Below are 25,313 nucleotides of genomic sequence, written 5' to 3' on the forward strand. Positions count from 1 at the left end.
ATCTTGGGAGAGAGTCGTACACGAGCCGTCAACAGGCTGGGACCGGCCGTGGTATGAGGCACGCTGGGAAGTGATGGACCATCTCCTGGCCGCCGTCGCATCCTCGAACTGGCGTCATCACCTGGCTCTGCGCGGAAGTATGCCGCTCAAGGCCTGGTTCGGTGACAAGGCGCGCGCGCCTTACGATCTGGAATTCGTCGTGACACCGTCGCGCTGGCGTCCGCACGATTCGCCGGCCCAGCGTATGTGCGAGGAGATCCCGGCCCGCGCCGCGGAGCTGGCGGCGGCCGGGACAGTTCGGATCCGCCCGGGACCGTGGTATCGGCCGGACTCCGCGCAACCAGGGCGGGACCGGGGGAGTGCCGAACTGCGCATCGCGGTGGAGTGGGAGTGCGCGGGCGTCGGATCGAGTAATCTCGCAATCGTTTTCGCATTCGGCGAGGATCTGCTCACCCCGCCGATCGATATCGAGATCCCCCGCCTGGGCCGACCGGGACCACCGGCCACCCTGGCCGCCGCCGATCAGCCGCTGAGCCTGGCGTGGAAGCTGCGCAAGCTGTCAGCGCCGGGCCACATCACCGGGAATGACCTCTTCGACGCCGTGCTGCTCGCCGAGCATTGCGCTGTGTCCTCCCGGACGCTGCAAACCTATGTCCTGGAAGGCGATACCGATACGCGAGGCCTGTCCGCGGGTTTTCTCGCTCACCTGGCACGCCGCCTCGAGCACGTCGATTGGTATGACTTCGCCGAGGAATACCCGCTGCTCGAATCCGCGCGTGCGGAATTCGCCGATCGATTGATCCGCGCGCTCAGCTCTGATCGTTCAGGAAGTGGAGGTTGTCGAGGTGCTGGAGGTGGATGAGCCGGATGAGGACGAGGATCCGGTGCCGGTTCCGGGATGGCTGAAGGTGAAATACAGGTTCAGGGAGCCGTCGATGCGGATGGAGCTGATGCCGTTGATGCCGAGCCACCAGCCCCAGTCGTGGGTCAAATAGGCGACCGGGGAGCCGTTCGGGGAGCCGAGGAAGGCGTAGTAGGCGGCGGAGCCCAGGAAGTACTCGGCTGGTTCTACATTGCCGTCCTGTTCGGGGTTGATCAGGCGCAGGTAGTCGTAGATCGGTTGTGTGGGTTTGGAATACGCCTGCTGCTGGATGAGCAGGTCGAGGCGGGGGAGGGGGTTCTGCTGGGTTCCGGCCGCGCGGTAGTACTGGAGGAAGTACACATCGGAGGGATTCAGTTCCTCGTGGACGCCCAGGCGTTGTTCGTCGACCGTCGCTCGCTCCAACTGGAACGACACGATCCGGTGATGGCTGGGTTGCGGGGTGTTCTCGTAATACGCGGTAGGCCCGGTCGCTCGTTTCCATTTCGTCCGCAACGCCCATGTCGCTTGCACGATGAGGTCGGTATGGCTGATGCGATCGGTCCGGTAGCGATCCTCGAAAACTCCGAGCAGTCTCTCGATTTCCCGATCGCCCGCCCGAATAGCCTCCGCGGTGGGCGCGACCATGAACCGCTGTGCGATCCGCTGCGCCCGCCGTATCCCATCCAACCGCCGCGCATTGAACGCCGCCGCCCAGTCCTCGGCGTTGGCCACCGAGTTGGCCCGCTTCGCGAACGGAATATGATCGTCGCCCGGATCGGGCGGCGGCGGTTTCTCCGGCGGCCCCGAATCCGCCTCCTCCTCATCCACCTCGACGGTATCGAACCCGTACTTCTTCAAACTCGGATCATCATCCGGTTCACCGCTGGACGTCATCGGGAATCACCACCCTCCGAGGCCGGCGCACCCACCCGCCTCAACCCTCAGTGTGCGCCGGAAACCCGAGCAGCCCAGCGTTTTCCGGAACCCTGACACCGATGGTCAGTGCCTCGCCCGCCGGGCTTCGTCATCGATAAGGTCGTACCCGAGGACCCGCAAACGGAGGCTGCTTTGACGACCGCACTCATAATCGGCGATATCCAGCACGGAATCACGGACAACTACCCGTTCGCCAAGAACGCCGTGCCGCCCCTGACGGACTTGCTCCCACGCGCCCGCGCCGCCGGAGTACTGGTTGTCTTCGTCCACTTCGCTCTCCGCCCGAACGCCACCGACCTCCCGCCGGACAACGGACTCTTCAAATCCTTCTTCGAAGGCGGGGACACGTTTCACGAAGGTTCTCCCGCAACCGAAATCGCGCTCCCGGTAACCGACGCCGACGTCGTCGTGCTGAAACGCCGGGCCAGCGCTTTCGCCGGCACGGACCTCGATCTGGTCCTGCGCGCCCGTGGCATCACGAACCTCGCCATCGCCGGCGTCGCCACCGGCGCAATGGTCGCCGCGACCTGCTACGACGCGGCGGACCGCGGCTACCGGCTCACGGTGCTGCGGGACGGCTGCGGTGACGGCGATGCCGCCATCCACGACTTCTTCATGGACTCCGTCTTCCCCAGCCGTGGCATCGAGGTGCTGGACTGCGCCGACTGGCTGGATTAGGCGCTGCGGAACTCGTTGTCCCACTGGTCGTCCAGGCGTCGGCGGGCCTCGGGGAGGGGTGGGACGGTGAGGGTGCCGTGTTCGTCCTCGGTGAGGAGTCCGAGGGCGGTGAGGGCGGCGAGGCCGGGGGCGATCTGGAAGTCGAAGGTGGTGTTCCAGTGGTGGTGGAACCACTCTTCTATGCGTTTGTCGAGTTCGGGGGCGGTCATGGGGTGGTCGGCGGTGTGGAGGAAGTGGTAGGCGAGGAGCGTTTCCTTGACTTCGGATTCTTCGGCGGCGTCGAGGAGATGGTGGAAGACGCCGGGGCCGTTGTCGAGATTGCGGAAGTAGAGGTGCTCGGCGACGGTTTTCATGAGTTTGATCTTGCGGTTCTTGAATTTGGAGAATTGGCGGACGAGGTAGCCGGTGAAGGCGGCTATGCCGGCGCCGAGGGTGACGAGAGCGGTCTGGTCCAGGCGGACCGATTCGTCGCGCAGGCCGAGCCAGAAGGCGGCGAGCAGGATGAGCAGGCCGAGCGAAGCGACGAGTTTGGTTACCAGGACGATGATTCCGGAGATGACGGCGGGGACGCCGATGAGGAGTTTGTCCAGCGAGCGCATGCGGACACGGACGCTGGGATAGAGCATTTCGAGGTCGTTGGCGGGGACGTTCTGGAAAAGCTTCAGCAGCACATGGTCTTTGAACGCCACATAGACGAGAACCTTCGAGTAACTGGTGAATTCGATGGACCGGCGACGGAGACCATAGAGCCACTTCACCTGTTCGGTGCGCTGGGATACACCGCGCCGGAAGAACATCACCGTATCGATATCCGTGTCGTCGACCTCCAACCGCACCTTCACCAAGGCATGCTCGGCGAAAGCCTGAGCGATCTCGCTCGCATCGATCCGAGCGAAGTCCGCGTCCTCCGCCAACGCCACCAGCTCCCGCTCCACCGCCTCCCGCGCCGCCGCCTGATCCGCCGCACTCGCCGTATCGATGTTCCGCACATCCTGCGCCGGATCGACCAGCTGATACGCGTCCAGCACCGCATCCCCGCGCCGATGAAACCGATAGTGCACCAACGCCGCCAGCAATCGCGCGAACGCCAGGAACGACTCCCGCTCGGCCTCCGGCACCTCCCCGGCACACAACGAGATCACCGCACTCTTGCGGAACGGAAGGAAGTGCTCGACGGTCATCGGCCCATGCGATCACGAAAGATTCTCGGCGGCAATGGGTGCGGGTTGTTTGCGACAATGATCGCGTGACCACGATGGACGACCCGCGTCTGGCGCACCGCGAGGCGATCGACCTGGTGCTCGCCGCCGTCGCCGCCTCGGAATGGGCCGATAACCTGGTATTGCGCGGCAGTGTGCTGCTGACCGCCTGGTTCGGTGCGCAAGCGCGGGAACCGCGCGACGTGGATTTCGTGGTGACGCCGGTGGATTGGCGGCTCGAGGACGACGCGGTGCAGCGCATGCTCACGGAGATCGACGCAGCCGCTTCCCTCGGAGCAGTCGAGCAATGGTTCCGCGAACTTGAACCGCCTGCGATCGAACAGTTTCATCGTCCTCCGAGAACTATTGGGCCGCACCACCCCTCCTCACGAAATCGCCGAGATCATCACCACCATGCAAGCCCGCTACCTACCCGAACGCCCCTATCCATACTTCAGCTCTGGCTACGGCGACCCGCACCGCATAGCGACCGACCTCGGCCCATTCCTCCCGTAAGAACCCCAACACCGTAGCGATCAGTTCACCGGAACCACATGATGTCGGATAGCGTCCTCAACCGGATTACGGCCGACCGCAGGCGAATTCGGCTGCTCGATCTCATCGAAGATGACACGACCTGTTCGTCATCTTCGACCCCGGGAGATGCCGAGGCCTGGCAGGTCGAGCCCCTCTGCTCCAATTTCAAGGTGCGGAAAGCCCGACTTCTAGATGGAAAGATCCGAGGATGTGTGGCGATACGATGAAATCGGCTCGGCCATAAGAGATGCGACTCTGACCGAGACGCAGTCCAGGGACCTGCACCGGCAGGTAGCGAGGAGCTATGCGACATGAGCGTGGACCTATCCGGCGCTCACTGGTTCAAGAGCAGCCACAGCGAGAGCAGTGGGGCGTGCGTGGAGGTCGCGTGGCTCGGGGAGGGCGCTGTGGGCGTTCGCGATTCGAAGGACCCGGCCGGTCCGGCGCTCGTCTTCACTGCGGATCAGTGGGATGTGTTCACCGCGAGTGTTTTGCCTGGGAGTCAGGAGTAGTCGCGGAAGGTCATGACGAAGCCGACTAGGGCTACCGCGAACAGGATGATGAACAAGGTGATGCGCAGCCACGTCACCGTCAGATCGCGGACCCAGAGGCCGGTGATCATGACGGTGAGCAGCATCAGCACGCCGTAGAACGGGGTGCGTTTTGGGTGGCGGCCCATATGCCCTGCATACGCCCTATCGGTGGGTCTCGCCAGGCGGCGGGGTCAGTCCGGTTTGCGGGCTTGGACGGCGAACATGGTTACGGAGAAGTGGTAGTCGCCGGCCGCCATGCCGGCTTCCAGGTCGGCGAGCAGGCGGTCGCGTTGTTCCTCGGTGATGGTGCCTTGGGCGACGGCTTTCTCCGCGCCGATCGGCATCATGGCGCGGATGCCGTCCGGCTCCCACATGACGGCGTCGGCGCTCATGCCCTCCGCGGTGAGGCCGGCGTGGGTGAGCCAGCCGCGCAGCATGCGGCCCGAGTGCGGGTGCAGTGAGCGGCTCAGGGAGGTCGCGGTCATGGCCGCCACCACTTCGGGGTCGCCGGGGTGGATGATGGTGGTGGACCAGTCGCTGTCGATGACGACGGCGCGTCCGCCCGGTCGCAGGACGCGGGCGATCTCGGCGCTGGCCCGGTCCGGATGGTCGAGGTGCTGGTAGACGCGTTCGCAGCGGACCGCGTCGATACTGCCGTCCTCGAACGGCAGCGCGTAGGCGTTGCCTTCGACGAAATCGGCCGAAATATTTTCCGCCGCAGCGCGTTTGCGTGCCTCCGTCAGCATGCCGGGGTTCGGGTCGACGCCGTAGGCCGCCCCTGTCGGCCCGGCGAGCCGAGCCATCGCGACGACTTCGGATCCGGTCCCGGAACCGATATCGAGCACCCGATCACCGGGCTCGATGCGCAGTGCGTCCAGGGTCCATTGCCGTAGTCTCCGCACCCCGGGCAGCGCGGCTTGGGAATCGAGAATCTCGACGAGCAGTTCACGCTGCGTGACGTCGTCGACCTGATCGGTGTGGAACGAGGGACCCAACCTGTTCTCGGTCATGCCTTCCGTTGTACTCGGGGTGCGAACGCGGCGGTCACCGAGGTCACTTGGTGAGCTTGCCGGTCAGTTTCGCGTCGTTGGCGTCGTGCAGCAGGCATTGCACCTTCGAATCCTGCTGCCAGTCGGTCTTCGAGGGCGGATAGTAGTACGCCCAGGTCAGCTCCGGGTGGGCGCGCAGGATGGGGTCGAGTTGCTCGCCGCAGGTGGTTTGGATGTACTCGTCGACGGATTCCTTGCTGTCCCAGGACGGCAGGTAGATGACCGTCGCGACTTCGGCGTCATGGGGTTTGGTGCAGGCGACGACCGTCATGCCGGTCGCCGATTCGCCCTTCTTCAGGTTGCCGTCGACACAGTCACCGGTTTGGAGATTGCGGATCAGCGTGAAGCCGGTGGGAGAGCGGTAGGTGGTCAACGGCCAGGTGAACGGTGTGAGCGGGGCCGTCGTGGCCGGGCTGCTGGGGATCGCGACCGGCTGCGGGATGGTGGTGAGCAGCGGAAGGTTCGACGGGATCGAGTACGTCGCCTGTGCCGGGTCGGTTTCGCGCGTGGAGGACGTATCGTCCGACAGGGCGATCACCCCGATCGCGAGCGGCGCGCCCACCGCGATCACGGTGATGAACAGCGCCGCCATCCGGAAAGCCGTGCGGCGCTGCGGATTCGATGCGTTCGCTGAACTCGCGGCCCTGATCGACCGCGCGGACGATTCGTCCGGGTGCACGTTTCCCCCTCGATGAACCCGGCGCATACCGCTCGCGCCGACGCGCCCTCACCGTATCGGGCGCCATCGTTTCGCACCAATCAATGCCGACTATCGGGGGGCGTGCACGAACCCGGGGTCAGCCCGAACTCTCGCTGGAGCTCGAACTCGAAGAGTGGCTTCTGCTCGAGGAGGACGATGACGAGGACGACGAGGAAGAGGAACTCGAGGTCGACTTCGAATCGGACATGGTCGACGGGGCCGAGAAGTACCAGTAGGTATTGGACTTCGGGTCGACACCGATGGCGCTGATGCCGTTGATTCCGAGCTCACGTGCCCAGTCGATGACGAGATATGCGGGGCCGCTCCCGTTCTGCGTGCCGAGCAGGGCGTAGTACTCATCGCTGCCGGCCTCGTAGCGTTCGCTCGGGCAAGTGCTGCGCCCGGACAGGTCTCGATCGCGCAGGTAGTCGAGTATCGGCATGATCGAAGTCGAGTAGGACTTCTGCTGCCGGATCAATCGCAGTCGCGGTATCGGCCCGGTGCCGGCCATATGCCGGTATTGGAAGAAGAAGATATCGGAACTGCGGAGTTCGTCCGCGCCTTCACGCTGTAGCTGCCAGGACAGGATCAAGCCCTTGTCGATATGTGGGGTGGCCTTATAGAAGGATTCGCTGTCCTTGGCGGAATTCCAGACCGTGTTCAGCGCCCAGGTGGTGCCGGCGACCTCGGTGTCGCTGTGCGCGATTCGTTCGGTCGTATAGTCCTTCAGGAATTTCGTTGTTCGAGCCGCCTTCTCGATGACCTCGGTTTGCGTTGGCGGACTGGAGAGTTCGGCGACGGCAGCCGACATCTTCAACGCGCGCGCCTGGCCGTCGAGCACCCGCGCTTTGAACGCCTCGGTGGATTTCGCCAACTTTGCGCGCCGTGCCGCGAGGACCTCCTCCTGGCTCGGCGGGGCGGTCGGCGCGATATCCATCGGTGGCGGAGGCGGCGCGTCCGTGGCGATCACGACCGCGGGTTCGCTACCGGTCTCCGCGGCGGGCTCGGACTTCGGTTCGAGCAGGGGTTCTTTCGAGGTCATGAGACTCACTGTCCTCAATCGGCGCATCGGCACCGCACCGATGCTGACCTCATTCTGAGCCGCGTTCCGGGGTCGCCCGGAGTTTCCCGCGGACCTGGCATAACAGGTCAGTGATCGCGTCCGCCGCCCGGCTCCACCTGCAATGCGGGCCGGTCGGGATGATCCCACGCCACCACGAAATCGGCCGTCTCGTACCGCTCCGACTCGTGCTCGCGCAGCGCTTCGAGGGTGAACAGTTCAGCTTCCGGAGTCTTCCGCCGCAATGCCGCCTCCGACATCCGCAGCTCCACGGTCACATCGAATTCCAGTCCCCGCCCGGACAGCATGGGTCCCGCCACGAACACCACCCCCTGCTCCGGCATCTCCCGCACCTTCACCCGCGCCGACCGATCGGCCCGCTCGTCCCACAAAGCCGGCAACCACCGCCCCTGCTCCCGAACCGCCCGCACCACTTCCCGATCCACCGCCGCATAGTCGAACCACGCGGTGCGATAAGACATCTCGTCGTCCCGCCCGAACTCGTACCGTAACGAAGCCGGCCGCACGAAATCATGCAGATCCACCACCCCCGCACTCCACCCGAACCCCACCGCCCGCTCGGAGATCAAGCGCGCCAACCCCACCGGCTCCGCCGCATCCGCCCCCTCCACCGCCACCACCCGCGGCCCGGGCGCGACGAACACCCGCCGCGCGATCCGATCGGCGAGCGCCTGCGGGCTGACAGCAATGAACTCGGGCACCGCCCCATCATGCCCACCACAAGATCACCCGCCCCACGCGGAGGCCTGCACAAAAGCCGACACGTCACGGTATAGGTCACTGTCGATGTGGCGGCCGTGGAGAAATTCGCCGAGCAGCCCATCGAAGAACAAGCTGTTGCCGGAAAGCCTCGCCGGTCCACTGCCCCGGTAGACACGGGCACGATCAACGACGCTCGGAGATCCTTATTTGCCGGATTGCTCGGTCTTGCCGGCAGCGCTCCGGCGGCGGATCTTGATGCCCAGTTTCTCGGCTTCGCGTCGGCGTTCTTCACGCTGCTCTGGCGTCAGTTCGACGCGCTCGACACGCATGGTCTCTCGGGTCAAGGCTCCCACTTCACGCCTCCCTTACGAATCCTTGGATGCGCCACATGTTACGCGCCGCATCCCAGTCGACTCCACTGATGAAGTACGTGCGCGCGTCGATCAGCAGTACCTCCCGTTCGTCTTCGACGGTGGCGAGATCGCCTAATCGCAAGGCGGGGGTGCCAGTGGGGACGATCAGATCCACGATTACCGCAGGACGGTGGCGAATCGATCTGGGCGGATAGGCCAGGCCGCATGTCGATAGGAACCCTCGATGCCGAATTTCTTCTTCGACCAGCGCGAACGCCGATTCTTCGTCGACTATGTCGAAGTCAGCGGCTGCGGCTTCACGTGTGACTCGCACGTGCTCGGGGAGCGGGTACTTCGCCAAACCGGATCGGATCAGGTCGATGTAGCGGTTTACCAAGGGCGACCTTTCACCGCCATCCCACAGCGCAGTGTTGATCTGCTCGAAGAAGTTGCAGGCGTACGCACGTATCGCTCCACGCTCCTCCGCGGTAAGCAAGGAGTGGTCCTGACCCACGAGGGCCATGTCGGCCAGGCGCGTCGTCAGGAAGGCGTCGTCCTCATCGTCCACTCCTGGTATTCGGTGCGTGGGCGGTTGTTGTTCGTAATCGATAGTGACGGAATCGGATTCGATGGCGACGGGGTGGGATCGCTCGCGGCCGACGTGGTCTTGGGGCGGGCACAGCAGGGCATCCCGCGCGGGCCCCGCATCGATTCGGCAAACCGGCCAGGTCCCGGTGAGCGCGAGCGGCCCGGATTGTTATCTTGAGCCGGACGATCCGGGAAGGGATGTGCATGGCGACCATCGAAGAGGCCCTCGAGATAGAGCGCATCGAGCGTGACATCTTCCGGGGCGCGTCCACCAAGACGCAGTTGCCGCGGACGTTCGGCGGGCAGGTTGCGGGGCAGTCGCTGGTGGCGGCGGTGCGGACGGTGGACGCGCGGTATCAGGTGCATTCGCTGCACGGGTACTTCCTGCGGCCGGGCAATCCCAAGGAGCCGACCGTGTACCTGGTGGACCGGATCCGGGACGGGCGGTCCTTCTGCACGCGGCGGGTGACCGGGGTGCAGAACGGGGAAGCCATCTTCACCATGTCGGCCTCGTTCCACGTGGGGGACGAAGGGCCGGAACATCAGGACGAGATGCCGGTGGTGCCCGCGCCGACCGAGCTGCCCGACGCCCGCACCAGCATGAGCCCGGAACGGTTGTGGGCCATGCGGGAATGGGAGCACTGGGATATCCGCACCGTCCCGCAGGAGCAGGTGGGCCGGCGCGACGGGCTGGCGGCGCAGCAGCAGGTGTGGTTCAAGTACCGGCACGAGCTGCCCGACGATCCGCTGTTCCATGTGTGCACGCTCGCCTACATGAGCGATATGACGCTGCTCGGCTCGTCGAAGGTGATCCACCCGGACGAACCCACCCAGAACGCCTCGCTCGATCACGCCATGTGGTTCCTGCGCCCGTTCCGCGCCGACGACTGGCTGCTGTACGACCAGCAGTCGCCGTCGGCGGGCCTGGGCCGCGCGCTGACCGCGGGCCGGATCTGGAATCAGCGGGGCGAACTGGTGGCCGTCGTGGTGCAGGAGGGCCTGATTCGCAACCTGCGGGAGCCGGGCGAATCCTTCCCGCCCGGCACCGCGTAGTTCAGGCGGTCTGCACGCGCAGGTGGCACACGACCGTGTCCGGCATCCTGCGCAGCACTTTCTCCAGCTCGTCACTGCGATGGCTGGGCAGCACGTGGTTCCAGCCCGCGGGCGGTTCCACCTCGGCGATGACCACGACCTTGCGGCGGCCCGGGAAATTGTCGCGCACATAGCGCGCCACCGGCCCGCCCACGGTCGCGTCCCCGTCCTCGAGCAGGATCAGCCGCACGTCCGGGTGCCAGGACTCCCATTCCTTGGTGAAGACCCGGATGTTCTCCCCGGGCAGGCACACGTGCACCGCCACCACGTCGCGGCCCAGGGATATGGCCGCCGACAAGGCTTCCCGGCTCAGTTCCGAGACCTCCGACACCGGCACCACGATGGCGGTATCGGTGGCCCGCGGCGTCGCCGGCAGACAGCCCGCGCCCCGGCAGCCGTCGATCCGGTGGTAGGTCTTGCGGATTCGCTCCATCCCCACCACCAGCAGCGGCAGCACCAGCACGATCAGCCACGCGCCTTCGGTGAACTTCATGGAGGTGGTGACGACGGCCGCGACGAAGGTGAGCGCCGCGCCGAAACCGTTGAGCGCCAACCGCCATCGCCAGCCCGGCTCGCGCGTGGCCGGCCAATGCCGGACCATGCCCACCTGCGCGATGGTGAATCCTACGAACACCCCGATCGCGAACAACGGCACCAGCGCGTTCATGTTCCCGTCGGAGGCGATCAGCTGCACCGCCGCCGAAATACCCAGGGCGAGAACGCCGAACCGATATACCTGCCGCGGCGAGGAGACCGCGAACCGATGCGGCAGGCAATTGTCGTCGGCCAGGATCTTGGTCAGCGTCGGCAGCCCGCCGTAGGAGGTGTTGGCCGCCAGCGCCAACAGGATCACCGTCGCGAATTGCACTACGTAATAGGCGATTCCGTGCCCCAGCGCCGCCTCGGTCAGCTGCGACAGCACCGTGGCGCCCTCGATCGGATGGATCTCGAACTTCTCGATCAGCGTCGCCAGGCCCAGCAGCATGACGCCCAGCAGCACCCCCAGTGCCACTTCCGCCCGCTGCGCCCGCCGCACCTTTGGCTGCGCGAAACTCGGCACCGCGTTGGCGATCGCCTCCACGCCGGTCAATGCCGCGCACCCGGAGGAGAAAGCCTTGAGCAGCAACAGGATTCCGATGGTGTGCGCATCGGTGGCGACGGCCGCGCCGGTGGTCGCACCGGCAGGTTCCGTCCGCAACAGCCCGCCCGCGATCACCGCGAAGATGCCCAGCACGAACACCACGGTCGGCAGCATGAACGCCCGCGCGCTCTCCCGGATCCCGTACAGATTCAGCGCCGTGATCCCGGCCAGGATGGCCAGGCAGATCCACACCGTGTACGGCAGCAGCTCCGGGAACGCGGACGTCAGCGCCGCCACCCCCGCCGCGATCGATACCGCCACATTCAGCACGTAATCCACGATCAGCGACGCCGCCGCAACCAGACTCGTGCGATGCCCGAGCCGTTCCTTCGCCACCGCGTACGCCCCGCCCCCGTTCGGGAAGGCCGCGATCACCTGCCGGTAGGAGGCGATGAGCACCGCGAGCAACACCACGATGGCCGCCGTGACCGGCAGCGTGAACCCCAGCCCGGCCGTGCCGGCCGCGGCCAGCACCAGCACGATCGCCTCGGGACCATAGGAAACCGATGCCATGGCATCTAGGGAAAGCCCGGCCAAACCGGTCGAAACGGTCAGCCCGTGCCGCGGCGGAGGCGCGGCGACACCACCGCGCGGCCCGGGCGAGGTGTGCGGAAGCAGATCAGTCACAGGCGAGAGTGTTCTCCGGAATCACCTGATGGACACTTGTCCTAACGGAACCCTGACACCCGGGTGAGCAGCGCCACAGCCGCCCGGCCGACCGCCCCGCAGCCCGGTGAGCAGTACCGCCGAACGTATGCTCGACGGCGTGAAACCGACTATTGGGGTACTGGCATTGCAGGGTGACGTGCGCGAGCACGTGCACGCGCTGGCGGCTTGCGGCGCCGAGCCGGTGCCGGTGCGGCGCGAATCCGAGCTGGCCGCCGTCGATGGTCTGGTGATCCCGGGCGGCGAATCCACCGCTATCAGCAAGCTCCTGGACGTGTTCGAACTCCTCGAACCGCTGAAGGCGCGCCTGCGCGACGGCCTGCCCGCCTACGGCTCGTGCGCCGGAATGATCCTGCTGGCGTCGGAGGTCCTCGACACCCGCCCGGACATGAAGCCGCTGCACGGCATCGATATGACGGTGCGCCGCAATGCCTTCGGCCGCCAGGTCGACTCCTTCGAAACCGATCTGGACTTCACCGGCCTCGACGACGGTCCGGTGCGCGCGGTCTTCATCCGCGCCCCCTGGGTGGAGCGCGCGGGCGACGGCGTCGAGGTGCTCGCCACGGTCCCGTCCGGTCCCGCGGCCGGTCGCATCGTGGCCGTGCGCCAGGGCAATGTCATCGCCACCTCCTTCCATCCCGAGGTGACCGGAGACCTGCGCGTGCACAAGCTGTTCGTCGACACCGTGGTGCGCCCGCGCGCCGGAGTGTGACTATCGGTGCGAGAGCCGGAAAAACGGCAGCAGTAAACTGGTGCAGTTGTCCGTCCCCGGGCGGGTAGCGTCGCCAGAGACGTAACCGAGCCCCCTGAAACGAGGAAGTAGGGAATGAGCGGCCACTCCAAATGGGCCACCACCAAGCACAAGAAGGCCGGGATCGACGCGAAGCGCGGCAAGCTCTTCGCCAAGTTGATCAAGAACATCGAGGTGGCGGCCCGCACCGGTGGTAGTGACCCGGACGGCAACCCGACCCTGTACGACGCCATTCAGAAGGCGAAGAAGTCGTCGGTGCCCAACGACAATATCGAGCGCGCGCGCAAGCGTGGCGGCGGTGAGGAAGCGGGCGGCGCCGACTGGCAGACCATCATGTACGAGGGCTACGGCCCCAACGGTGTCGCCGTGCTGATCGAGTGCCTCACCGACAACCGCAATCGCGCGGCCGGTGAAGTGCGCGTGGCCATGACCCGCAACGGCGGCAATATGGCCGATCCGGGTTCGGTGTCGTACCTGTTCCACCGCAAGGGCATCGTGACCCTGGACAAGAACGGCCTGTCCGAGGACGACGTGCTGATGGCCGTCCTGGACGCCGGCGCCGAAGAGGTCACCGACCTGGGCGAGCAGTTCGAGGTCATCTCCGAGCCGGGCGATCTGATCGCCGTGCGCACCGCCCTGCAGAGCGCGGGCATCGACTACGACTCCGCCGAGTCCGGCTTCCAGCCGTCCATGTCGGTGTCGGTGGACGCCGAGACGGCCCGCAAGGTGTTCAAGCTGGTCGACGCCCTCGAAGACAGCGACGACGTGCAGAACGTCTTCACCAATGTCGATATCTCCGACGAGGTGCTGGCCGAACTCGACGCCTGAGTTCACGCCTGCGACGGCCGCTCCCGAGAACTCGGGAGCGGCCGTATCGCATTGCGCGCCTGGAGGTTTCGGCCCGTGGAACGGTCAGTAGCCGCCCGGGCCGCGCACGACCGGGCCGGGCCCCGCCGCACCGCTGGTCAGTCGCGGCAGCACCGCGCCCAGCACCACCATGGTCACGCCGAGCACGAAGTGCAGCCAGTCGTCGGCGGTATTGAGCGGCACGAAATTGGCGTCGCTCATCTTGTCGATGACCAACCCGTACAGCCACAGCACCAGGTAGATGACGCCGGCCGCGAGCAGGAAGGTGCGGGCCCCGTTCACCGTGCGGGCGGCCGCCAGACCGGCCACGCCGAAGAGCAGGTGCACGATATTGTGCAGCACCGAAACCTGGAACACGCCGAGCAATTGCGTGGAGGTGTCATGCCCGGCAAAGGTCAGGTCGTCGAGGTTGGTGGTGATCCCGGGAATGAATCCCGCGATCCCCACGATCAGGAACAGCGCTCCCACCACCAGGGACGCCAGCTGTACCGGGGTCCAGCGCGCGGTACTCGTACTGCCGAAAGTGGTCATATCCTTCGCCTTTCCGTGTGCCGGGACCGGGACGCCGGACGCCCGATCCTCGGTATGCCGTTCGCCTACCCGGCGAATACCGGACGAAACGACCGGGAAGCCTGCCGATCCGTGCCGCCCGACCACAGCCCCGCGCACCCGGCCGGATGGAAGAATCCGGGCATGGCCGAATTGCTCGCGGTACGCGGGGACATCACCGAACAGCACGTGGCCGGCGAATTGGGGGCGGAGACGGTGGCGTTCCCGGCCATCTCGACGGGGATCTACCGCTGGCCCCTCGACGATGGCGCGCGCATCGCCGTCGAAACCGTGCGCGCCGCAGCGACTTCCGTGCGCCAGGTGCGGTTCGTGCTGTTCGGGGACGAGGCCGAGGCGGCGTTCCGGGGTGTGCTCGGGGTTTGATCAGGGTTGCGGCCGTGCGATTTTCAGGGTCGACCCCGGAGGCGCCGAAAACGCCTGTGCGACAGGGTTGAAACCAGGTCGGGACGGTCGAGAAGGGAAACGCGCTGATGGTGCAACGGGTGATGATCGCCGGCGGGATCGCGGGCGTGCTGACCGCCGCGGCGGCGATGCTGGCTCCGGAGGCGGCGGCACAGGAACTCGCGCCGGGGCTGTCCTGCGGAGAGTCGAGCTGCCGCAACGACACCGGCGACACCTATCGGGTGGAGGCGACGGCCGTCTGTTCCGGCGGCGCGTATGTCGACGCGACGACCTACGCCGGGCCGCACCGCCGCACCGATGTGGTGGCGTCCTGTCCGTCCACCCTGGGCGCGGGCACCTGGGACTCGCCGCCGCCGACCATGAACCCCGACGGCACTTTCACCACCCAGCCCCCGGTGTACGTCCCGGGTTCCTGGGAGTACGGCTACGTGATCCGGATCGACTACACCCGCGCGGTCGTCGACAACGATCCGCACCGCTGAACCCGCGACACCTCGTAGGCTGCGGGCAATCGCCGTGTCGATGGCCTGATTCACCGCCGCGGTCCGTTAGACTCTCGAACAGTTGTTCGTCTTCGGTGAGAGGGGTTTCGGTGCGGGTGATGGGCGTCGACCCCGGACTCACCCGGTGCGGGCTCTCCATGGTGGAAAGCACCAATGGCCGCACCGTGAAGATGATCCAGGTGGATGTGGTGCGCACCCCGCCGGAAATGGATCTGGCGCAACGCCTGCTCGGGGTTTCCGACGCGGCCGAGGCGTGGATGGACAACCATCGGCCGGAAGTGGTGGCGGTGGAACGTGTGTTCTCGCAACACAATGTGCGCACCGCCATGGCCACCGCGCAGGCGGGCGGCGTCATCGCCCTCGCGGCCGCGCGGCGCGGCATCCCCGTGCACTTCCACACTCCCAGTCAGGTGAAAGCCGCCGTCACCGGCAATGGTTCGGCGGACAAGGCCCAGGTGACCGCCATGGTCACCCGTATCCTCGGACTCGCCGTCGCACCCAAGCCCGCCGATGCCGCCGACGCGCTCGCCCTGGCCATCTGCCATTGTTGGCGCGCGCCCATGCTGGAACGCATGGCCAAGGCCGAAGCCCAGGCGGAACGGATGCGGCGCATGTACGAGGAGAGGCTTGCCCAGCAACGGAAGGCGGTAACGCGGTGATCGCGTCGGTACGCGGCGAGGTGCTCGAGATCGGGCTCGACCATGTGGTGCTGGAGGCGGCCGGAGTCGGATACCGGCTCAACGCCACCCCCGCCACCTTGGCCGCGCTGACCCGCGGCGAGGACGCCCGCCTCTACACGACCATGATCGTGCGCGAGGATTCCATGACGCTGTTCGGTTTCTCCGACACCGAGGCGCGCGAGCTGTTCGTGCTGCTGCAGACGGTGTCGGGGGTGGGCCCGAAGCTGTCCATGGCGATTCTGGCGGTGCTCGAACCGGAGGCGCTGCGCAAGGCGCTGGCCGAAGGCAATGTGGCGGCGCTGACCCGGGTGCCCGGCGTCGGCAAGCGCGGCGCCGAGCGCATGGTGGTGGAATTGCGGGACAAGGTGGATCTGGTTCCGGTGCAATCGGGTCCGCCCGGATCGGGTCCCGCGGCCATGGTCACGCCGATTCGCGATCAGGTGGTCGAGGCGTTGATCGGTCTCGGTTTCCCGGCGCGGCAGGCCGAACCGGCGGTGGACGTGGTGCTGGTCAACGAGCCCGACGCCACCACCTCGGTGGCTTTGCGTGCCGCGCTGGGACTGCTGGGCAAGAACCGATAGGCGATCATGATCGACGAACCCGATTACGGCGCCTCCGACTTCGGCGCACCCGATTTCGACGAGGCCACGGTCAGCCCCGTCTATCAGCAGTCCGACGGTGAGATCGAGGCCAGTCTGCGGCCGAAGTCCCTGGACGACTTCATCGGCCAGCCGCGGGTGCGCGAACAACTCGCCCTGGTGCTGCGCGGCGCGAAACAGCGCGGCGGCACTCCCGATCACGTATTGCTGTCCGGCCCACCGGGATTGGGCAAGACCTCGATGGCGATGATCATCGCGGGGGAGCTGGGCACCGCGCTGCGGCTGACCTCCGGTCCGGCGCTGGAACGCGCCGGTGACCTGGCGGCCATGCTGAGCAATCTGGTCGAGGGCGATGTGCTGTTCATCGACGAGATCCATCGCATGGCACGGCCCGCCGAGGAAATGCTGTACCTCGCCATGGAGGACTTCCGGGTCGACGTGGTGGTCGGCAAAGGCCCGGGCGCGACGTCGATTCCCCTCGATATCGCCCCGTTCACCCTCGTCGGCGCGACCACCCGCTCCGGCGCGCTGACCGGTCCGCTGCGCGACCGCTTCGGCTTCACCGGGCATATGGATTTCTACGAACCCGAAGAGCTGCAACGCATTCTGCTGCGTTCGGCCGGCATTCTCGGCGTGCGCATTGACACCGATGCCGCGGCCGAGATCGCCGGGCGCTCGCGCGGGACGCCGCGTATCGCCAACCGGCTGCTGCGCCGGGTGCGCGACTACGCCGAGGTGAAGGCCGACGGCCTGGTCACCAAGGAGATCGCGCACGCGGCGCTGGCGGTGTACGACGTGGACGCGCTCGGCCTGGACCGGCTCGACCGGGCGGTGCTGTCGGCCTTGATCCGCAGCTTCAATGGCGGACCGGTCGGTGTGTCCACGCTGGCGGTCGCGGTGGGCGAGGAATCGGCCACCGTCGAGGAGGTGTGCGAACCCTTCCTGGTGCGTGCGGGTTTGATCGCCCGCACCCCGCGCGGCCGGGTCGCCACCGCCGCCGCCTGGGAGCATCTCGGCCTGGTGCCGCCGCCGGATTTGGTGTTCGGGTCCATCGAGGTGCGGGCGCGCGAATCTCATCCGGGACTGTTCGATTCGCTCTGATCGACCGCTCTCCGGACCTGTTCCGGAGAGCGCTCTCGATGATCAGATCTGTCGCATTCATCCGGTACGCTTCGGCTCGGCGATCCGGTGGAGGGATCGCACCGATCCGAAGAGATGAGATATGCGCAAGATTCTCGGGGCTGCCGCCCTCGCGGCCGCCGCATTGGTCGCCGTCGCCCCGTCGGCCTCGGCCCAATCCCTGTCCGATGCCGAGTTCTTCGGCCTGCTGCAGCAGAAGAACACCAGCTGGGGAGCGCTCCCCAATACCGCCGACATGATCAGCGCCATCGGTGACGGTGCGCGCGACCTGTGCACCTCGCTGGACAGCTCGGCGTCCAAGGGCACGCTCAATGCCTGGATCGGCGGCTTCCAGGGCGAGATGACCGAATACCTCAGCCTGGAGGATGTCGGTTTCTACGCGGGCGCGGCCATCATGAACTACTGCCCGAAGCACGAGAACCTGACTCGCTGATTCCGGCCCGGCGAGGGAGGCGACGCTCACGGGCGTCGCCTCCCTCGTTTCGTATCAGTCGACCGTGAGCACCAATTTGCCTACGGTGCGCGAGGTTTGGCCCAGGGCGTGCGCCTTGGCGGCTTCGGCGAGCGGGAAGGTGCCCGCGATGATGGGGCGCAGGGTGCCCGCCTCGGCCAGCGCGGCGAGCTCGGTCATGCCGGTGTGGTCGGCTTCGACCAGCATGACTTCGATACGCACGCCGAGCTTTCCGGCCTCGGCCGACAGGTCGGCGGTCATGTTCGCGCGCAATGACACCACGATGCCGCCGGGGCGCAGGGTGCGGGCGGAGCGCACCGCGTGCTCGCTGTCGATGGGGTCGATCACCACATCGATATCGCGCACCGTCTCCGCGAAATCGACTGCGCGATAGTCGATCACCTCGTCCACGCCCAGCTCGCGCAGCACTTCGTGATTGGCGGCACTGGCGGTGCCGATGACGTACGCCCCGCGCGCCTTGGCGATCTGCACGGCGAAATGCCCGACCCCGCCCGCGGCCGCGTGGATCAGCACCCGCTGTCCTGCTTGCAGATCGGCGGTGTCGATGAGCGCTTGCCAGGCGGTGAGTGCTGCCAGGGGAATCGCCGCCGAGTGGATGTGGTCGAGATTGCCAGGTTTCCGGGCGAACGCACGCGCCGGACCGGTCACGAATTCGGCCGCCGCGCCGTGCCCGTGCGGGTAGGGCAGCATGCCGAACACCTCGTCGCCCGGTTTGAACAGCGTCACCCCGGTCCCGGTCGCGACCACTTCGCCCGACACGTCCCAGCCGAGGACGAACGGCGGCGGAGGCAGGAACAGCCCCGCCCGTGCGCGATGCCCCCAATCGGTCGGGTTCAGCGCGGTGGCGCGCACCCGCACCAGCAGTTCGCTCGGCCCGGGCGTCGGCACCGGCAGCCGCACTTCGTGTAGCACCTCGGGTCCGCCCAGCTCGTCCTGGCTGATGGCGCGCATGGTCTCCGGAATCTGATCATCGCTCATGCCATTCAGCCTGCCGTCCGCCCCGGCCCCGGAAAATGGCAAGATAGCCATTATTCGATAGAATCCCGCCATGCCTTCCGAGCCGCACCGCGTGGTCGTCCTGGCGCTCGACGGCGTCTACCCCTTCGAGCTCGGCATCCCCAACCGGGTCTTCGGCACCGCGGACGGCCGCTACGACGTCCGCACCTGCTCCCTCGACGGCCGCCCGGTGCGCAGCAATTCCGACTTCGAGATCGCCGTCAGCCACGACAGCACCCTCCTCGACACCGCCGACACCGTTGTCATCCCGCCCTGCGATGTCCTCCCCATCCTCGAAAACGGCCTCCCGCAACAACTCTCGGCCGCACTGGCCCGCATCCGCCCCGGCGCCCGCCTGGTCTCCATCTGCACCGGCGCCATCGTGGTAGCTGCCGCCGGCCTCCTCGACGACCGCCCCGCCACCACCCACTGGAATTTCTCCGACCGCTTCCGCCGCACCTTCCCCCGCATCCGCCTCGACCCCGACGTCCTCTACGTCGACGACGGCGACGTCCTCACCTCGGCCGGCGCCGCCGCCGGCGTCGACCTGTGTCTGCACCTCATCCGCCGCGACCACGGCAGCGAAATCGCCAATATGGTCGCCCGCCGCTGCGTCGTCCCACCCTGGCGCGAAGGCGGCCAAGCCCAATTCATCGAACAACCCGTTCCCCCAACCACTTCCGCCGGCACCGCCGACGCCCGCCAATGGGCCCTGCAAAACCTGCACCACCCCCTCACCATGGCCGACCTCGCCACCCGAGCCCGCATGAGCGGCCGCACCTTCGCCCGCCGTTTCCGCGACGAAGTCGGCCAGAGCCCGGGCCGGTGGCTGATCCAGCAGCGCGTACTGCGCGCCCGCGAACTCCTCGAATCCACCGATCTGCCGGTGGATCGCATTGCCGCCGAGGTCGGTTTCGCCACCGGGGCTTCGCTGCGTCAGCATCTGCACGAGGCGATCGGGATCAGTCCGCTGGCCTATCGCCGCGCCTTCCGTGCGACGCCTACCGCGAAATCGGGCGATGGTCGGGAAAGATCGGCGGTATGAGTGACTGGAATGCGAGCATCATCGAGGAGTTTCGTGCGAACGAGGGGCGGGTCGGGGGCCCGTTCGAAGGTGCGCCGATGATTCTGGTGCATCACCGGGGGCGGAAGACCGGGCGGGAGCTGGTGACGCCGATGATGTACATGCAGGATGAGCAGGACCCTGGGACCGTGTACATTTTCGCGTCCAAGGCGGGGGCTCCTACCAATCCGGATTGGTATTACAACCTCACCACCGCGGGGAAGGCCGATGCCGAAATCGGTACCGAGACTTTTCCGGTGACGGTGACCGAGGTGACCGGGGCGGATCGGGATCGGATCTATGCCGAGCAGGCGTCCCGGTATCCGGGGTTCGCGGGGTATGCGGAGAAGACCGCGGGGATTCGGACCATTCCGGTGCTGGCTTTGCATCGGGCCTGATCGGTGGTTGTGTACCGATCCCGGCCTTTGTGGTCGGGGTCGGTATTCCTTGCGGCTCGAATGCGGGGCGGGAAATCGGTCCGTGGGTAGACGTGCGGGGTGCGGGGGAATCAATACCGTGCGGGCATGATTCGAAGTCGATTCGGTGTGGCGGTTGCGGCGATCGTGGTTTCGGGGGCGCTGTCGGGATGTGATCCGGCGGCGGGGGATTCGCTGCCGGAATGGATGCGGGGGCAGCCGATCGCGTGGCGGGACTGCCGGAGCGGGGCGGAGGACGAGGTCGGGGCGAAACTCGCGGCGGCCGGGGCGCAATGCGGAGAATTCCGGGCGCCGTTGAACTATGCCGATCCGGCGGGGAAGACCATCACGATCGCGGTGGCGCGGCGGGCGGCGACGGATCCGGCGCATCGGGTGGGGACGCTGGTGGTGCAGACGGGCGGGCCGGGGCCGTCGCGGGACGGGGTGAGCATGGTGCTCGACGGGCCCGAGGGCGGGCATGCGGCGGCCGTGCTCGGGGAACGGTTCGATCTGGTGGGGATGGATCCGCGATTCTTCGGGGCCAGTTCGCCGCTCGAATGTGGTTGGCCGACCGGTGCTTACATCGGGATCGCGCAGGCTGGTCCGCGCGGGCGGGAGGGATTCGACCGGACCGTGACGGTGGCGCGGGAGCTCGTCGCGCGATGTGAGCCTCATCGCGAGTTGCTGCCGTACGCGTCCACCCGTGCGGTCGCGCGGGATATGGATCTGCTGCGCGGGCTGCTGGGGGAGTCGGTGGTGTCGTATCTGGGATGGTCGTGGGGGACGTACCTGGGCGCCGTCTATCTGCAGATGTTCGGTGATCGGGTCGATCGGATGGTCCTCGACAGTGCGCTGGATCCGCGTGCGCCCGGACCCGACCTGACCCGGGAGACGGCGGCGGCCGATGCGGCGGCGCTGGGCGACTGGGCGCGGTGGGCGGGGGAGCGGGACGGCGAATTCGGTTTGGGCACAGGGGAAGAGGCGGTATTACGGACCGTCGACCGGATGTTCGCGGCGATCTCCGAACGGCCGGTCACGCTCGCCGGAGTGACAATAACGGGCGATCTGGTGCCGGGCCTGCTGCTCACCGTGGACGATTCGGAAGAGTCGTATGCCGCGCTGGCGCGGCAGGTGCGCAATCTGGTGGACGCATCGCGCGGTGACGCCATCGAGCCGTCGCCGGAGCTGGCGGCCAAACTGGCGCTGTACGCCGAGACGTCGGTCGCGCCCGAATTCGGTTTCAGCGCAACGGTCGCCAACCAATGCGCCGACCGCCCCTCCCGCACCGCCGACGCCTACTACGCCGACATTCAAGCGCACCTGGACACCGAACCGTTCTTCGGCCCGCTGGCCAGACACCTCACCCCGTGCGCGGTCTGGCCCGTCGATCCCGCCGAACCGGCCACCGAGATCGGAAACCCGCACCCGGCCCTGCTCATCGGCGCCGCAGGTGACCCGGTCGCGCCACTCACCGGACAGCAGGCCCTCCGCAAGGCGTTGACCGGGTCGCGCTCGATCATCGTGGCCGGCGCGTTCCGGCACGGTGTCTACCTTTCCGAGCCCTCCCGATGCGTGGATGGCGCGGTGGAGCAGTATCTGCTGACAGGCGCGCTGCCCACCACCGATATGACCTGTGCGCGTGAGGAATAGCCGCCGGGGCCTCGACGCCTTGGGCCGGCCGTGAGCGAAGGCTGGTGTGGTGAGTGCAGGCCGGCCGGGCGAGTGTAGGTCGATTCAGGTAGGAGGCGGCCCGGGCTACTGGTGACCGGGCCGCATCAGACCGGCTTCGTGGGCGAGGATCACCGCTTGTACGCGATCGCGGACCGCGAGTTTGGTGAGGATATGGCGGACATGGGTTTTCACGGTGCCCTCGCCGATCGACAGGGCGGCCGCGACCTCGGAATTGGAGAGGCCGCGCGCCATCTCGCGCAGGACCGTCGTTTCGCGGTCGGTGAGGGTCGAGACGAGGTGCTGCGCGGCGGCGTCGATGGGTGGGGCGAGGCGGTCGAGCAGGCGGCGGGTGGTGGAGGCGGCGAGGACGGCGTCACCGGCGTGCACCGAGCGCACGGCGGACAGGAACTGTTCCGGCGGTGCGTCTTTGAGCAGGAAACCGCTCGCGCCCGCGCGGACGGCCGCCAGCGCGTAGTCGTCGAGATCGTAGGTGGTGAGCACCAGCACCCGGGGCGGATCGGCGGCCGCGAGAATGCGCCGCGTGGCTTCGAGCCCGTCCAGGCCGGGCATGCGTACATCCATCACCACCACATCCGGCGCGAGCCGCGCCGCCTCGGCGACACCGCCGAGCCCATCACCCGCCTCCCCGACCACCCGCATATCGGGCTGAGAGTCCACCACCATTCGAAAACCCGCGCGCACCAACGCCTGATCCTCGACGAGTAATACCTCGATCACCCGCTACCCCCCGCTTCGCATCGGAATCCGAGCGGCCAGCAGGTGACCGGATCGGCCCGGATGGCGGCGCAACTCGAGCTCGCCACCGTAGACCTCGACCCGCTCCCGCATACCGATCAAGCCGTAACCACCGCGCACGGGCAGGCCCCCGTCCCCTCGGTCCACGCGCCCATAGCCGCCGTCGCCGCCTCGGCCTCCGCGTTCGTGGCCGCTGTCGGCACTCCAGTTCACGCCGATGCGTCCGCCGTCGTCGCTCACATCGACGTGCAGCCAGTGCTCCACGTGACGAATCGAAACATCTACTCGGGCAGTGACTCCCGCGTGTTTGACGGCGTTCGTCAGGCCTTCTTGAACGATCCGGTAAACCACGAGCCCTACGCCCGGATCCAGGGACTCGTCCGGCATCGCCACGTGCAGCTCCACCGCGAGTCCGGACGCCCGGACATCCGCGACGAGCCGCTCGATATCGGAAATCCCCACGCGCGGCGCCGGATCAGGGTCGCTCTCCCCGTTTTCCCGCAATACCCCTATCGCCCTGCGAGTTTCGGTGAGCGCTCGCCGCCCCTGTTCCCCGATGGCGCGCAGCGAAGCGACCGCCTGTCCCGGGTCCTCCGGCGCCGCATAGCGTCCCCCGTCGGCCTGGGCCACGATCACCGCCAGGGAGTGGGCGAGGATATCGTGAATATCCCGAGCGATGCGGGTGCGCTCGGACATCACCGCCAGGCGGGTCTCCTGCTCGCGGGTCTGCTCGAGCAGCGCTGCCCGCTCGGCCAGCGCCGTCAGCTCCCCACGCCGCGCCCGCTGCCACGCCCCGGCGAGCCACGCCGCGAGCACCGTACCGGCCAGAAATCCACCGACGATCACATGCGCCACCACGGGCATCGACAGCTGCGGCCAGCTCCACCCGCCGAGCCCGGCCCCGATCAGCCCCGCCGTCAACCCGATTCGGCTCGCGACTTTGCCACCCCGATCGGCAAGGGTGTAGATGACGATCGGCACCGCGATATCGGCGAGCAGCGCCCCGGTCGTATCGCGCACCATCGCCCATTGCAGCAATGCGACCACGGCTACCGCGACGGCCACCAGTTCCGGTCGACGCCGCCGGAAAGCGAGGGGCGCGATCAAGCCGAGCGAAAACCCGAAGTACGCCCCGTCAGCCCCCACGAGCAGCCCGATGAGCAGGCACCCCACCAGCAGCGTCCCCGCCGCGCCGGCATCCACGAGCGCGGTCCGCCGCCCCAACCAGGTCACCACTCGCTCCTCGGCCACCCCCGCCACCCTAGTTCGCCCCCTACCGCGAATCCTCTCCCGCAAGGAGGACCCGCCACCCCCGATCCCTCCGCCCAGAGAGACACCACCCACCGAGACGCCACTCGTGCCGGGCACCGATCGGGCGGGGGTCAGGCGGTGGCGCCGCCGTCGACTACGAGGTCGTGGCCGACGACGAAACTGGAGTCGTCGGAGGCGAGCCAGAGGACGGTGGCGGCTATTTCGGCGGGGGCGCTGACTCGGCCGGCGGGGACGGCGGACTGTATGCGGGCGTCGCGGTCGGAGCGGGATTCGCCGGGGCGGTAGGACATCGGGGTGTCGCTGGCGCCGGGGCTGACGGCGTTGATGCGGATGCCCTCGGCGATGTGGTCGCGGGCGGCCGTTCGGGTGAGGACGCTGACCGCCGCCTTGGACGCGGCGTAGGCGGCCAGGCCGGGGCGGCGGCCGTGGGCGCCGATGTTGGAGGCCATATTGATGATGACGCCGCCGCCGTGGGTGCGCATGTGGGCGATCTCGTGCTTCATGGCGAGGAAGACGCCGGTGAGGTTGACGTCCAGGACTGTCTGCCAGGTGGTTTCGTCGAGGTCGGCGGTGGGGGAGTTCTTGCCGAAGACGCCCGCGCTGTTGAAGGCGATGTGCAGGCCGCCGTGGCGGCGCACCACTTCGGCGACGGCGGCGGCGAGTTGGGCGCTGTCGGTGACGTCGGCGCGCACCCAGTCGATCTTGCCGCCGTTGGAGGCGAGGCGGGCCGCGGCGGCGGCGACCTTGTCGGGGTTGCGGTCGGCGAGGACTACGGTCGCGCCGCGGTCGGCGAACGCCTGCGCGGTGACGCCCGCGATCGCGCCCGCGCCGCCGGTGATGAAGACGACCTTGTCGTCGAAACGCGCGTTCATGCTCGGGTTCCCTTCGTGCTGTAGCGAATTCGATTGGTTCGGTAGAGGTCTCGGTGCCGTCGAGGGTGCCGGCGGGCAGCAGTGTCAGCCGTCGCCGTCGAAGGCGCTCGAGGGCACGAACGCCAGCCGTCGTTACCGGTCGAGGCATGGACTGGTCGGCTTCGCC

At 67.4% G+C, this 25,313-nt stretch carries 31 protein-coding genes; 16 read left to right on the plus strand and 15 right to left on the minus strand.

The annotated features are described in order from the left end of the window. Window positions 1-73: 73 nt before the first annotated feature. Window positions 74-862 carry a nucleotidyl transferase AbiEii/AbiGii toxin family protein gene (locus LTV02_RS05770; RefSeq protein ID WP_233038857.1) on the plus strand — a complete coding sequence of 263 codons (789 nt, stop codon included), beginning with the start codon at window positions 74-76 and terminating at the stop codon, window positions 860-862. On the opposite strand, the gene LTV02_RS05775 is transcribed toward LTV02_RS05770, so the two are convergent. Further along, complete coding sequence (locus LTV02_RS05775) at window positions 824-1,756, minus strand: hypothetical protein (protein WP_233038858.1); 933 nt, start codon at window positions 1,754-1,756, stop codon at window positions 824-826. The genes LTV02_RS05770 and LTV02_RS05775 overlap by 39 nt on opposite strands. 174 nt (window positions 1,757-1,930) lie before the next feature. Here LTV02_RS05775 and LTV02_RS05780 point away from each other — a divergent pair, with 174 nt between their 5' ends. Next, window positions 1,931-2,476 (plus strand): cysteine hydrolase family protein, encoded by a 546-nt coding sequence (locus LTV02_RS05780; protein ID WP_233038859.1) that lies wholly within the window; start codon window positions 1,931-1,933, stop codon window positions 2,474-2,476. Here LTV02_RS05780 and LTV02_RS05785 read toward each other — a convergent pair. Next, window positions 2,473-3,657 carry a TMEM143 family protein gene (locus LTV02_RS05785; RefSeq protein WP_233038860.1) on the minus strand — a complete coding sequence of 395 codons (1,185 nt, stop codon included), beginning with the start codon at window positions 3,655-3,657 and terminating at the stop codon, window positions 2,473-2,475. The two genes, LTV02_RS05780 and LTV02_RS05785, sit on opposite strands and share 4 nt — an antisense overlap. 74 nt (window positions 3,658-3,731) lie before the next feature. Here LTV02_RS05785 and LTV02_RS39575 point away from each other — a divergent pair, with 74 nt between their 5' ends. Together LTV02_RS39575 and LTV02_RS05795 are read left to right on the plus strand one after the other, a co-directional pair. Beyond that, on the plus strand, window positions 3,732-4,208 hold the full coding sequence (locus LTV02_RS39575; protein ID WP_408639390.1) for a nucleotidyl transferase AbiEii/AbiGii toxin family protein: 477 nt from the start codon (window positions 3,732-3,734) through the stop codon (window positions 4,206-4,208). Between the two features lie 315 nt (window positions 4,209-4,523). After that, entirely contained in the window at window positions 4,524-4,724 is a 201-nt protein-coding gene (locus LTV02_RS05795; RefSeq protein ID WP_233038862.1) for a DUF397 domain-containing protein, read from the plus strand. On the opposite strand, the gene LTV02_RS05800 is transcribed toward LTV02_RS05795, so the two are convergent. The 7 genes from LTV02_RS05800 to LTV02_RS05830 all read right to left on the minus strand — a co-directional run bounded on the left by LTV02_RS05800 (window position 4,715) and on the right by LTV02_RS05830 (window position 9,198). Beyond that, window positions 4,715-4,891: a hypothetical protein gene (locus tag LTV02_RS05800; protein WP_233038863.1), complete on the minus strand. Its 177-nt coding sequence runs from the start codon at window positions 4,889-4,891 to the stop codon at window positions 4,715-4,717. The two genes, LTV02_RS05795 and LTV02_RS05800, sit on opposite strands and share 10 nt — an antisense overlap. A gap of 45 nt (window positions 4,892-4,936) precedes the next feature. Continuing rightward, the gene (locus LTV02_RS05805; RefSeq protein WP_233038864.1) at window positions 4,937-5,755 is read right to left on the minus strand and encodes a methyltransferase domain-containing protein; all 819 of its coding nucleotides are present in this window, start codon (window positions 5,753-5,755) and stop codon (window positions 4,937-4,939) included. A 43-nt stretch (window positions 5,756-5,798) separates the two neighbouring features. After that, window positions 5,799-6,473, minus strand: coding sequence for a septum formation family protein (locus LTV02_RS05810; protein WP_233038865.1), 675 nt, complete (start codon window positions 6,471-6,473; stop codon window positions 5,799-5,801). A 118-nt stretch (window positions 6,474-6,591) separates the two neighbouring features. Continuing rightward, window positions 6,592-7,536 carry a hypothetical protein gene (locus LTV02_RS05815; protein ID WP_233038866.1) on the minus strand — a complete coding sequence of 315 codons (945 nt, stop codon included), beginning with the start codon at window positions 7,534-7,536 and terminating at the stop codon, window positions 6,592-6,594. 107 nt (window positions 7,537-7,643) lie between these two features. Next, the gene (locus LTV02_RS05820) at window positions 7,644-8,276 is read right to left on the minus strand and encodes a nucleoside/nucleotide kinase family protein (protein WP_233038867.1); all 633 of its coding nucleotides are present in this window, start codon (window positions 8,274-8,276) and stop codon (window positions 7,644-7,646) included. A gap of 204 nt (window positions 8,277-8,480) precedes the next feature. Next, entirely contained in the window at window positions 8,481-8,630 is a 150-nt protein-coding gene (locus LTV02_RS05825) for a hypothetical protein (RefSeq protein WP_233038868.1), read from the minus strand. Window position 8,631: 1 nt separating this feature from the next. Further along, on the minus strand, window positions 8,632-9,198 hold the full coding sequence (locus LTV02_RS05830) for an ADP-ribosyltransferase (protein WP_233038869.1): 567 nt from the start codon (window positions 9,196-9,198) through the stop codon (window positions 8,632-8,634). A 224-nt stretch (window positions 9,199-9,422) separates the two neighbouring features. Here LTV02_RS05830 and LTV02_RS05835 point away from each other — a divergent pair, with 224 nt between their 5' ends. Then, window positions 9,423-10,271 (plus strand): acyl-CoA thioesterase, encoded by an 849-nt coding sequence (locus LTV02_RS05835; RefSeq protein ID WP_067722310.1) that lies wholly within the window; start codon window positions 9,423-9,425, stop codon window positions 10,269-10,271. Between the two features lies 1 nt (window position 10,272). Here the strand turns inward: LTV02_RS05835 and LTV02_RS05840 are convergent, their stop codons facing one another. Continuing rightward, complete coding sequence (locus LTV02_RS05840; RefSeq protein ID WP_233038870.1) at window positions 10,273-11,964, minus strand: APC family permease; 1,692 nt, start codon at window positions 11,962-11,964, stop codon at window positions 10,273-10,275. 241 nt (window positions 11,965-12,205) lie between these two features. Here LTV02_RS05840 and pdxT point away from each other — a divergent pair, with 241 nt between their 5' ends. Together pdxT and LTV02_RS05850 are read left to right on the plus strand one after the other, a co-directional pair. Next, on the plus strand, window positions 12,206-12,829 hold the full coding sequence (gene pdxT, locus LTV02_RS05845) for a pyridoxal 5'-phosphate synthase glutaminase subunit PdxT (protein WP_233041494.1): 624 nt from the start codon (window positions 12,206-12,208) through the stop codon (window positions 12,827-12,829). 114 nt (window positions 12,830-12,943) lie between these two features. After that, window positions 12,944-13,696 carry a YebC/PmpR family DNA-binding transcriptional regulator gene (locus tag LTV02_RS05850; RefSeq protein ID WP_067722260.1) on the plus strand — a complete coding sequence of 251 codons (753 nt, stop codon included), beginning with the start codon at window positions 12,944-12,946 and terminating at the stop codon, window positions 13,694-13,696. 84 nt (window positions 13,697-13,780) lie between these two features. Here the strand turns inward: LTV02_RS05850 and LTV02_RS05855 are convergent, their stop codons facing one another. Further along, on the minus strand, window positions 13,781-14,266 hold the full coding sequence (locus LTV02_RS05855) for a DUF4383 domain-containing protein (RefSeq protein WP_233038871.1): 486 nt from the start codon (window positions 14,264-14,266) through the stop codon (window positions 13,781-13,783). Window positions 14,267-14,428: 162 nt separating this feature from the next. On the opposite strand from LTV02_RS05855, the gene LTV02_RS05860 reads away from it, so the two are divergent. From LTV02_RS05860 to LTV02_RS05885, 6 genes are all read left to right on the plus strand, one after another. Then, window positions 14,429-14,668, plus strand: coding sequence for a macro domain-containing protein (locus LTV02_RS05860; RefSeq protein ID WP_408639337.1), 240 nt, complete (start codon window positions 14,429-14,431; stop codon window positions 14,666-14,668). Window positions 14,669-14,775: 107 nt separating this feature from the next. Beyond that, complete coding sequence (locus LTV02_RS05865; protein WP_233038872.1) at window positions 14,776-15,189, plus strand: hypothetical protein; 414 nt, start codon at window positions 14,776-14,778, stop codon at window positions 15,187-15,189. 110 nt (window positions 15,190-15,299) lie between these two features. Next, complete coding sequence (ruvC, locus tag LTV02_RS05870) at window positions 15,300-15,869, plus strand: crossover junction endodeoxyribonuclease RuvC (RefSeq protein WP_233038873.1); 570 nt, start codon at window positions 15,300-15,302, stop codon at window positions 15,867-15,869. Then, window positions 15,866-16,471 (plus strand): Holliday junction branch migration protein RuvA, encoded by a 606-nt coding sequence (ruvA, locus tag LTV02_RS05875; protein ID WP_067722252.1) that lies wholly within the window; start codon window positions 15,866-15,868, stop codon window positions 16,469-16,471. Before ruvC ends, ruvA begins: the two co-directional genes overlap by 4 nt. 6 nt (window positions 16,472-16,477) lie before the next feature. Next, entirely contained in the window at window positions 16,478-17,590 is a 1,113-nt protein-coding gene (gene ruvB / locus LTV02_RS05880; protein ID WP_233038874.1) for a Holliday junction branch migration DNA helicase RuvB, read from the plus strand. Window positions 17,591-17,711: 121 nt separating this feature from the next. Beyond that, the gene (locus LTV02_RS05885; RefSeq protein ID WP_067722249.1) at window positions 17,712-18,062 is read left to right on the plus strand and encodes a DUF732 domain-containing protein; all 351 of its coding nucleotides are present in this window, start codon (window positions 17,712-17,714) and stop codon (window positions 18,060-18,062) included. Between the two features lie 54 nt (window positions 18,063-18,116). Here LTV02_RS05885 and LTV02_RS05890 read toward each other — a convergent pair whose 3' ends face one another. Beyond that, on the minus strand, window positions 18,117-19,079 hold the full coding sequence (locus LTV02_RS05890; RefSeq protein WP_233038875.1) for an NADP-dependent oxidoreductase: 963 nt from the start codon (window positions 19,077-19,079) through the stop codon (window positions 18,117-18,119). Window positions 19,080-19,149: 70 nt separating this feature from the next. Between LTV02_RS05890 and LTV02_RS05895 the strand changes: the two genes are divergently transcribed. From LTV02_RS05895 to LTV02_RS05905, 3 genes are all read left to right on the plus strand, one after another. Continuing rightward, window positions 19,150-20,142, plus strand: a complete 993-nt coding sequence (locus LTV02_RS05895; RefSeq protein WP_233038876.1) for a GlxA family transcriptional regulator — start codon at window positions 19,150-19,152, stop codon at window positions 20,140-20,142. Next, window positions 20,139-20,558 carry a nitroreductase/quinone reductase family protein gene (locus LTV02_RS05900; RefSeq protein ID WP_233038877.1) on the plus strand — a complete coding sequence of 140 codons (420 nt, stop codon included), beginning with the start codon at window positions 20,139-20,141 and terminating at the stop codon, window positions 20,556-20,558. Before LTV02_RS05895 ends, LTV02_RS05900 begins: the two co-directional genes overlap by 4 nt. 126 nt (window positions 20,559-20,684) lie before the next feature. Next, window positions 20,685-22,226, plus strand: coding sequence for an alpha/beta hydrolase (locus LTV02_RS05905; protein WP_233038878.1), 1,542 nt, complete (start codon window positions 20,685-20,687; stop codon window positions 22,224-22,226). Between the two features lie 105 nt (window positions 22,227-22,331). On the opposite strand, the gene LTV02_RS05910 is transcribed toward LTV02_RS05905, so the two are convergent. From LTV02_RS05910 to LTV02_RS05920, 3 genes are all read right to left on the minus strand, one after another. Then, entirely contained in the window at window positions 22,332-22,931 is a 600-nt protein-coding gene (locus LTV02_RS05910) for a response regulator (RefSeq protein ID WP_233041496.1), read from the minus strand. Window positions 22,932-22,988: 57 nt separating this feature from the next. After that, window positions 22,989-24,254 carry a sensor histidine kinase gene (locus LTV02_RS05915; protein ID WP_233038879.1) on the minus strand — a complete coding sequence of 422 codons (1,266 nt, stop codon included), beginning with the start codon at window positions 24,252-24,254 and terminating at the stop codon, window positions 22,989-22,991. Between the two features lie 131 nt (window positions 24,255-24,385). Then, a complete protein-coding gene (locus LTV02_RS05920; protein ID WP_233038880.1) occupies window positions 24,386-25,147 on the minus strand; it encodes an SDR family NAD(P)-dependent oxidoreductase in 762 nt (253 codons plus the stop codon). Window positions 25,148-25,313 lie beyond the last annotated feature (166 nt).

The sequence above is a fragment of the Nocardia yamanashiensis genome (assembly GCF_021183565.1).
GTDB lineage: Bacteria > Actinomycetota > Actinomycetes > Mycobacteriales > Mycobacteriaceae > Nocardia > Nocardia yamanashiensis.

Bases quoted from the DNA above. Each gene is read 5' to 3' on its own strand.
- LTV02_RS05815 (WP_233038866.1), bottom strand. From the start codon at position 7,536: ATGACCTCGAAAGAACCCCTGCTCGAACCGAAGTCCGAGCCCGCCGCG.
- LTV02_RS05805 (WP_233038864.1), bottom strand. From the start codon at position 5,755: ATGACCGAGAACAGGTTGGGTCCCTCGTTCCACACCGATCAGGTCGAC.
- LTV02_RS05900 (WP_233038877.1), top strand. From the start codon at position 20,139: ATGAGTGACTGGAATGCGAGCATCATCGAGGAGTTTCGTGCGAACGAG.
- LTV02_RS05895 (WP_233038876.1), top strand. From the start codon at position 19,150: ATGCCTTCCGAGCCGCACCGCGTGGTCGTCCTGGCGCTCGACGGCGTC.
- LTV02_RS05890 (WP_233038875.1), bottom strand. From the start codon at position 19,079: ATGAGCGATGATCAGATTCCGGAGACCATGCGCGCCATCAGCCAGGAC.
- LTV02_RS05885 (WP_067722249.1), top strand. From the start codon at position 17,712: ATGCGCAAGATTCTCGGGGCTGCCGCCCTCGCGGCCGCCGCATTGGTC.
- LTV02_RS05865 (WP_233038872.1), top strand. From the start codon at position 14,776: ATGGTGCAACGGGTGATGATCGCCGGCGGGATCGCGGGCGTGCTGACC.
- LTV02_RS05850 (WP_067722260.1), top strand. From the start codon at position 12,944: ATGAGCGGCCACTCCAAATGGGCCACCACCAAGCACAAGAAGGCCGGG.
- LTV02_RS05905 (WP_233038878.1), top strand. From the start codon at position 20,685: ATGATTCGAAGTCGATTCGGTGTGGCGGTTGCGGCGATCGTGGTTTCG.
- LTV02_RS39575 (WP_408639390.1), top strand. From the start codon at position 3,732: ATGGACGACCCGCGTCTGGCGCACCGCGAGGCGATCGACCTGGTGCTC.
- LTV02_RS05920 (WP_233038880.1), bottom strand. From the start codon at position 25,147: ATGAACGCGCGTTTCGACGACAAGGTCGTCTTCATCACCGGCGGCGCG.
- LTV02_RS05785 (WP_233038860.1), bottom strand. From the start codon at position 3,657: ATGACCGTCGAGCACTTCCTTCCGTTCCGCAAGAGTGCGGTGATCTCG.
- LTV02_RS05800 (WP_233038863.1), bottom strand. From the start codon at position 4,891: ATGGGCCGCCACCCAAAACGCACCCCGTTCTACGGCGTGCTGATGCTG.
- LTV02_RS05770 (WP_233038857.1), top strand. From the start codon at position 74: ATGGACCATCTCCTGGCCGCCGTCGCATCCTCGAACTGGCGTCATCAC.
- LTV02_RS05835 (WP_067722310.1), top strand. From the start codon at position 9,423: ATGGCGACCATCGAAGAGGCCCTCGAGATAGAGCGCATCGAGCGTGAC.
- LTV02_RS05795 (WP_233038862.1), top strand. From the start codon at position 4,524: ATGAGCGTGGACCTATCCGGCGCTCACTGGTTCAAGAGCAGCCACAGC.
- LTV02_RS05775 (WP_233038858.1), bottom strand. From the start codon at position 1,756: ATGACGTCCAGCGGTGAACCGGATGATGATCCGAGTTTGAAGAAGTAC.
- LTV02_RS05855 (WP_233038871.1), bottom strand. From the start codon at position 14,266: ATGACCACTTTCGGCAGTACGAGTACCGCGCGCTGGACCCCGGTACAG.
- LTV02_RS05910 (WP_233041496.1), bottom strand. From the start codon at position 22,931: ATGGTGGTGGACTCTCAGCCCGATATGCGGGTGGTCGGGGAGGCGGGT.
- ruvB (WP_233038874.1), top strand. From the start codon at position 16,478: ATGATCGACGAACCCGATTACGGCGCCTCCGACTTCGGCGCACCCGAT.
- pdxT (WP_233041494.1), top strand. From the start codon at position 12,206: ATGCTCGACGGCGTGAAACCGACTATTGGGGTACTGGCATTGCAGGGT.
- LTV02_RS05840 (WP_233038870.1), bottom strand. From the start codon at position 11,964: ATGGCATCGGTTTCCTATGGTCCCGAGGCGATCGTGCTGGTGCTGGCC.
- LTV02_RS05860 (WP_408639337.1), top strand. From the start codon at position 14,429: ATGGCCGAATTGCTCGCGGTACGCGGGGACATCACCGAACAGCACGTG.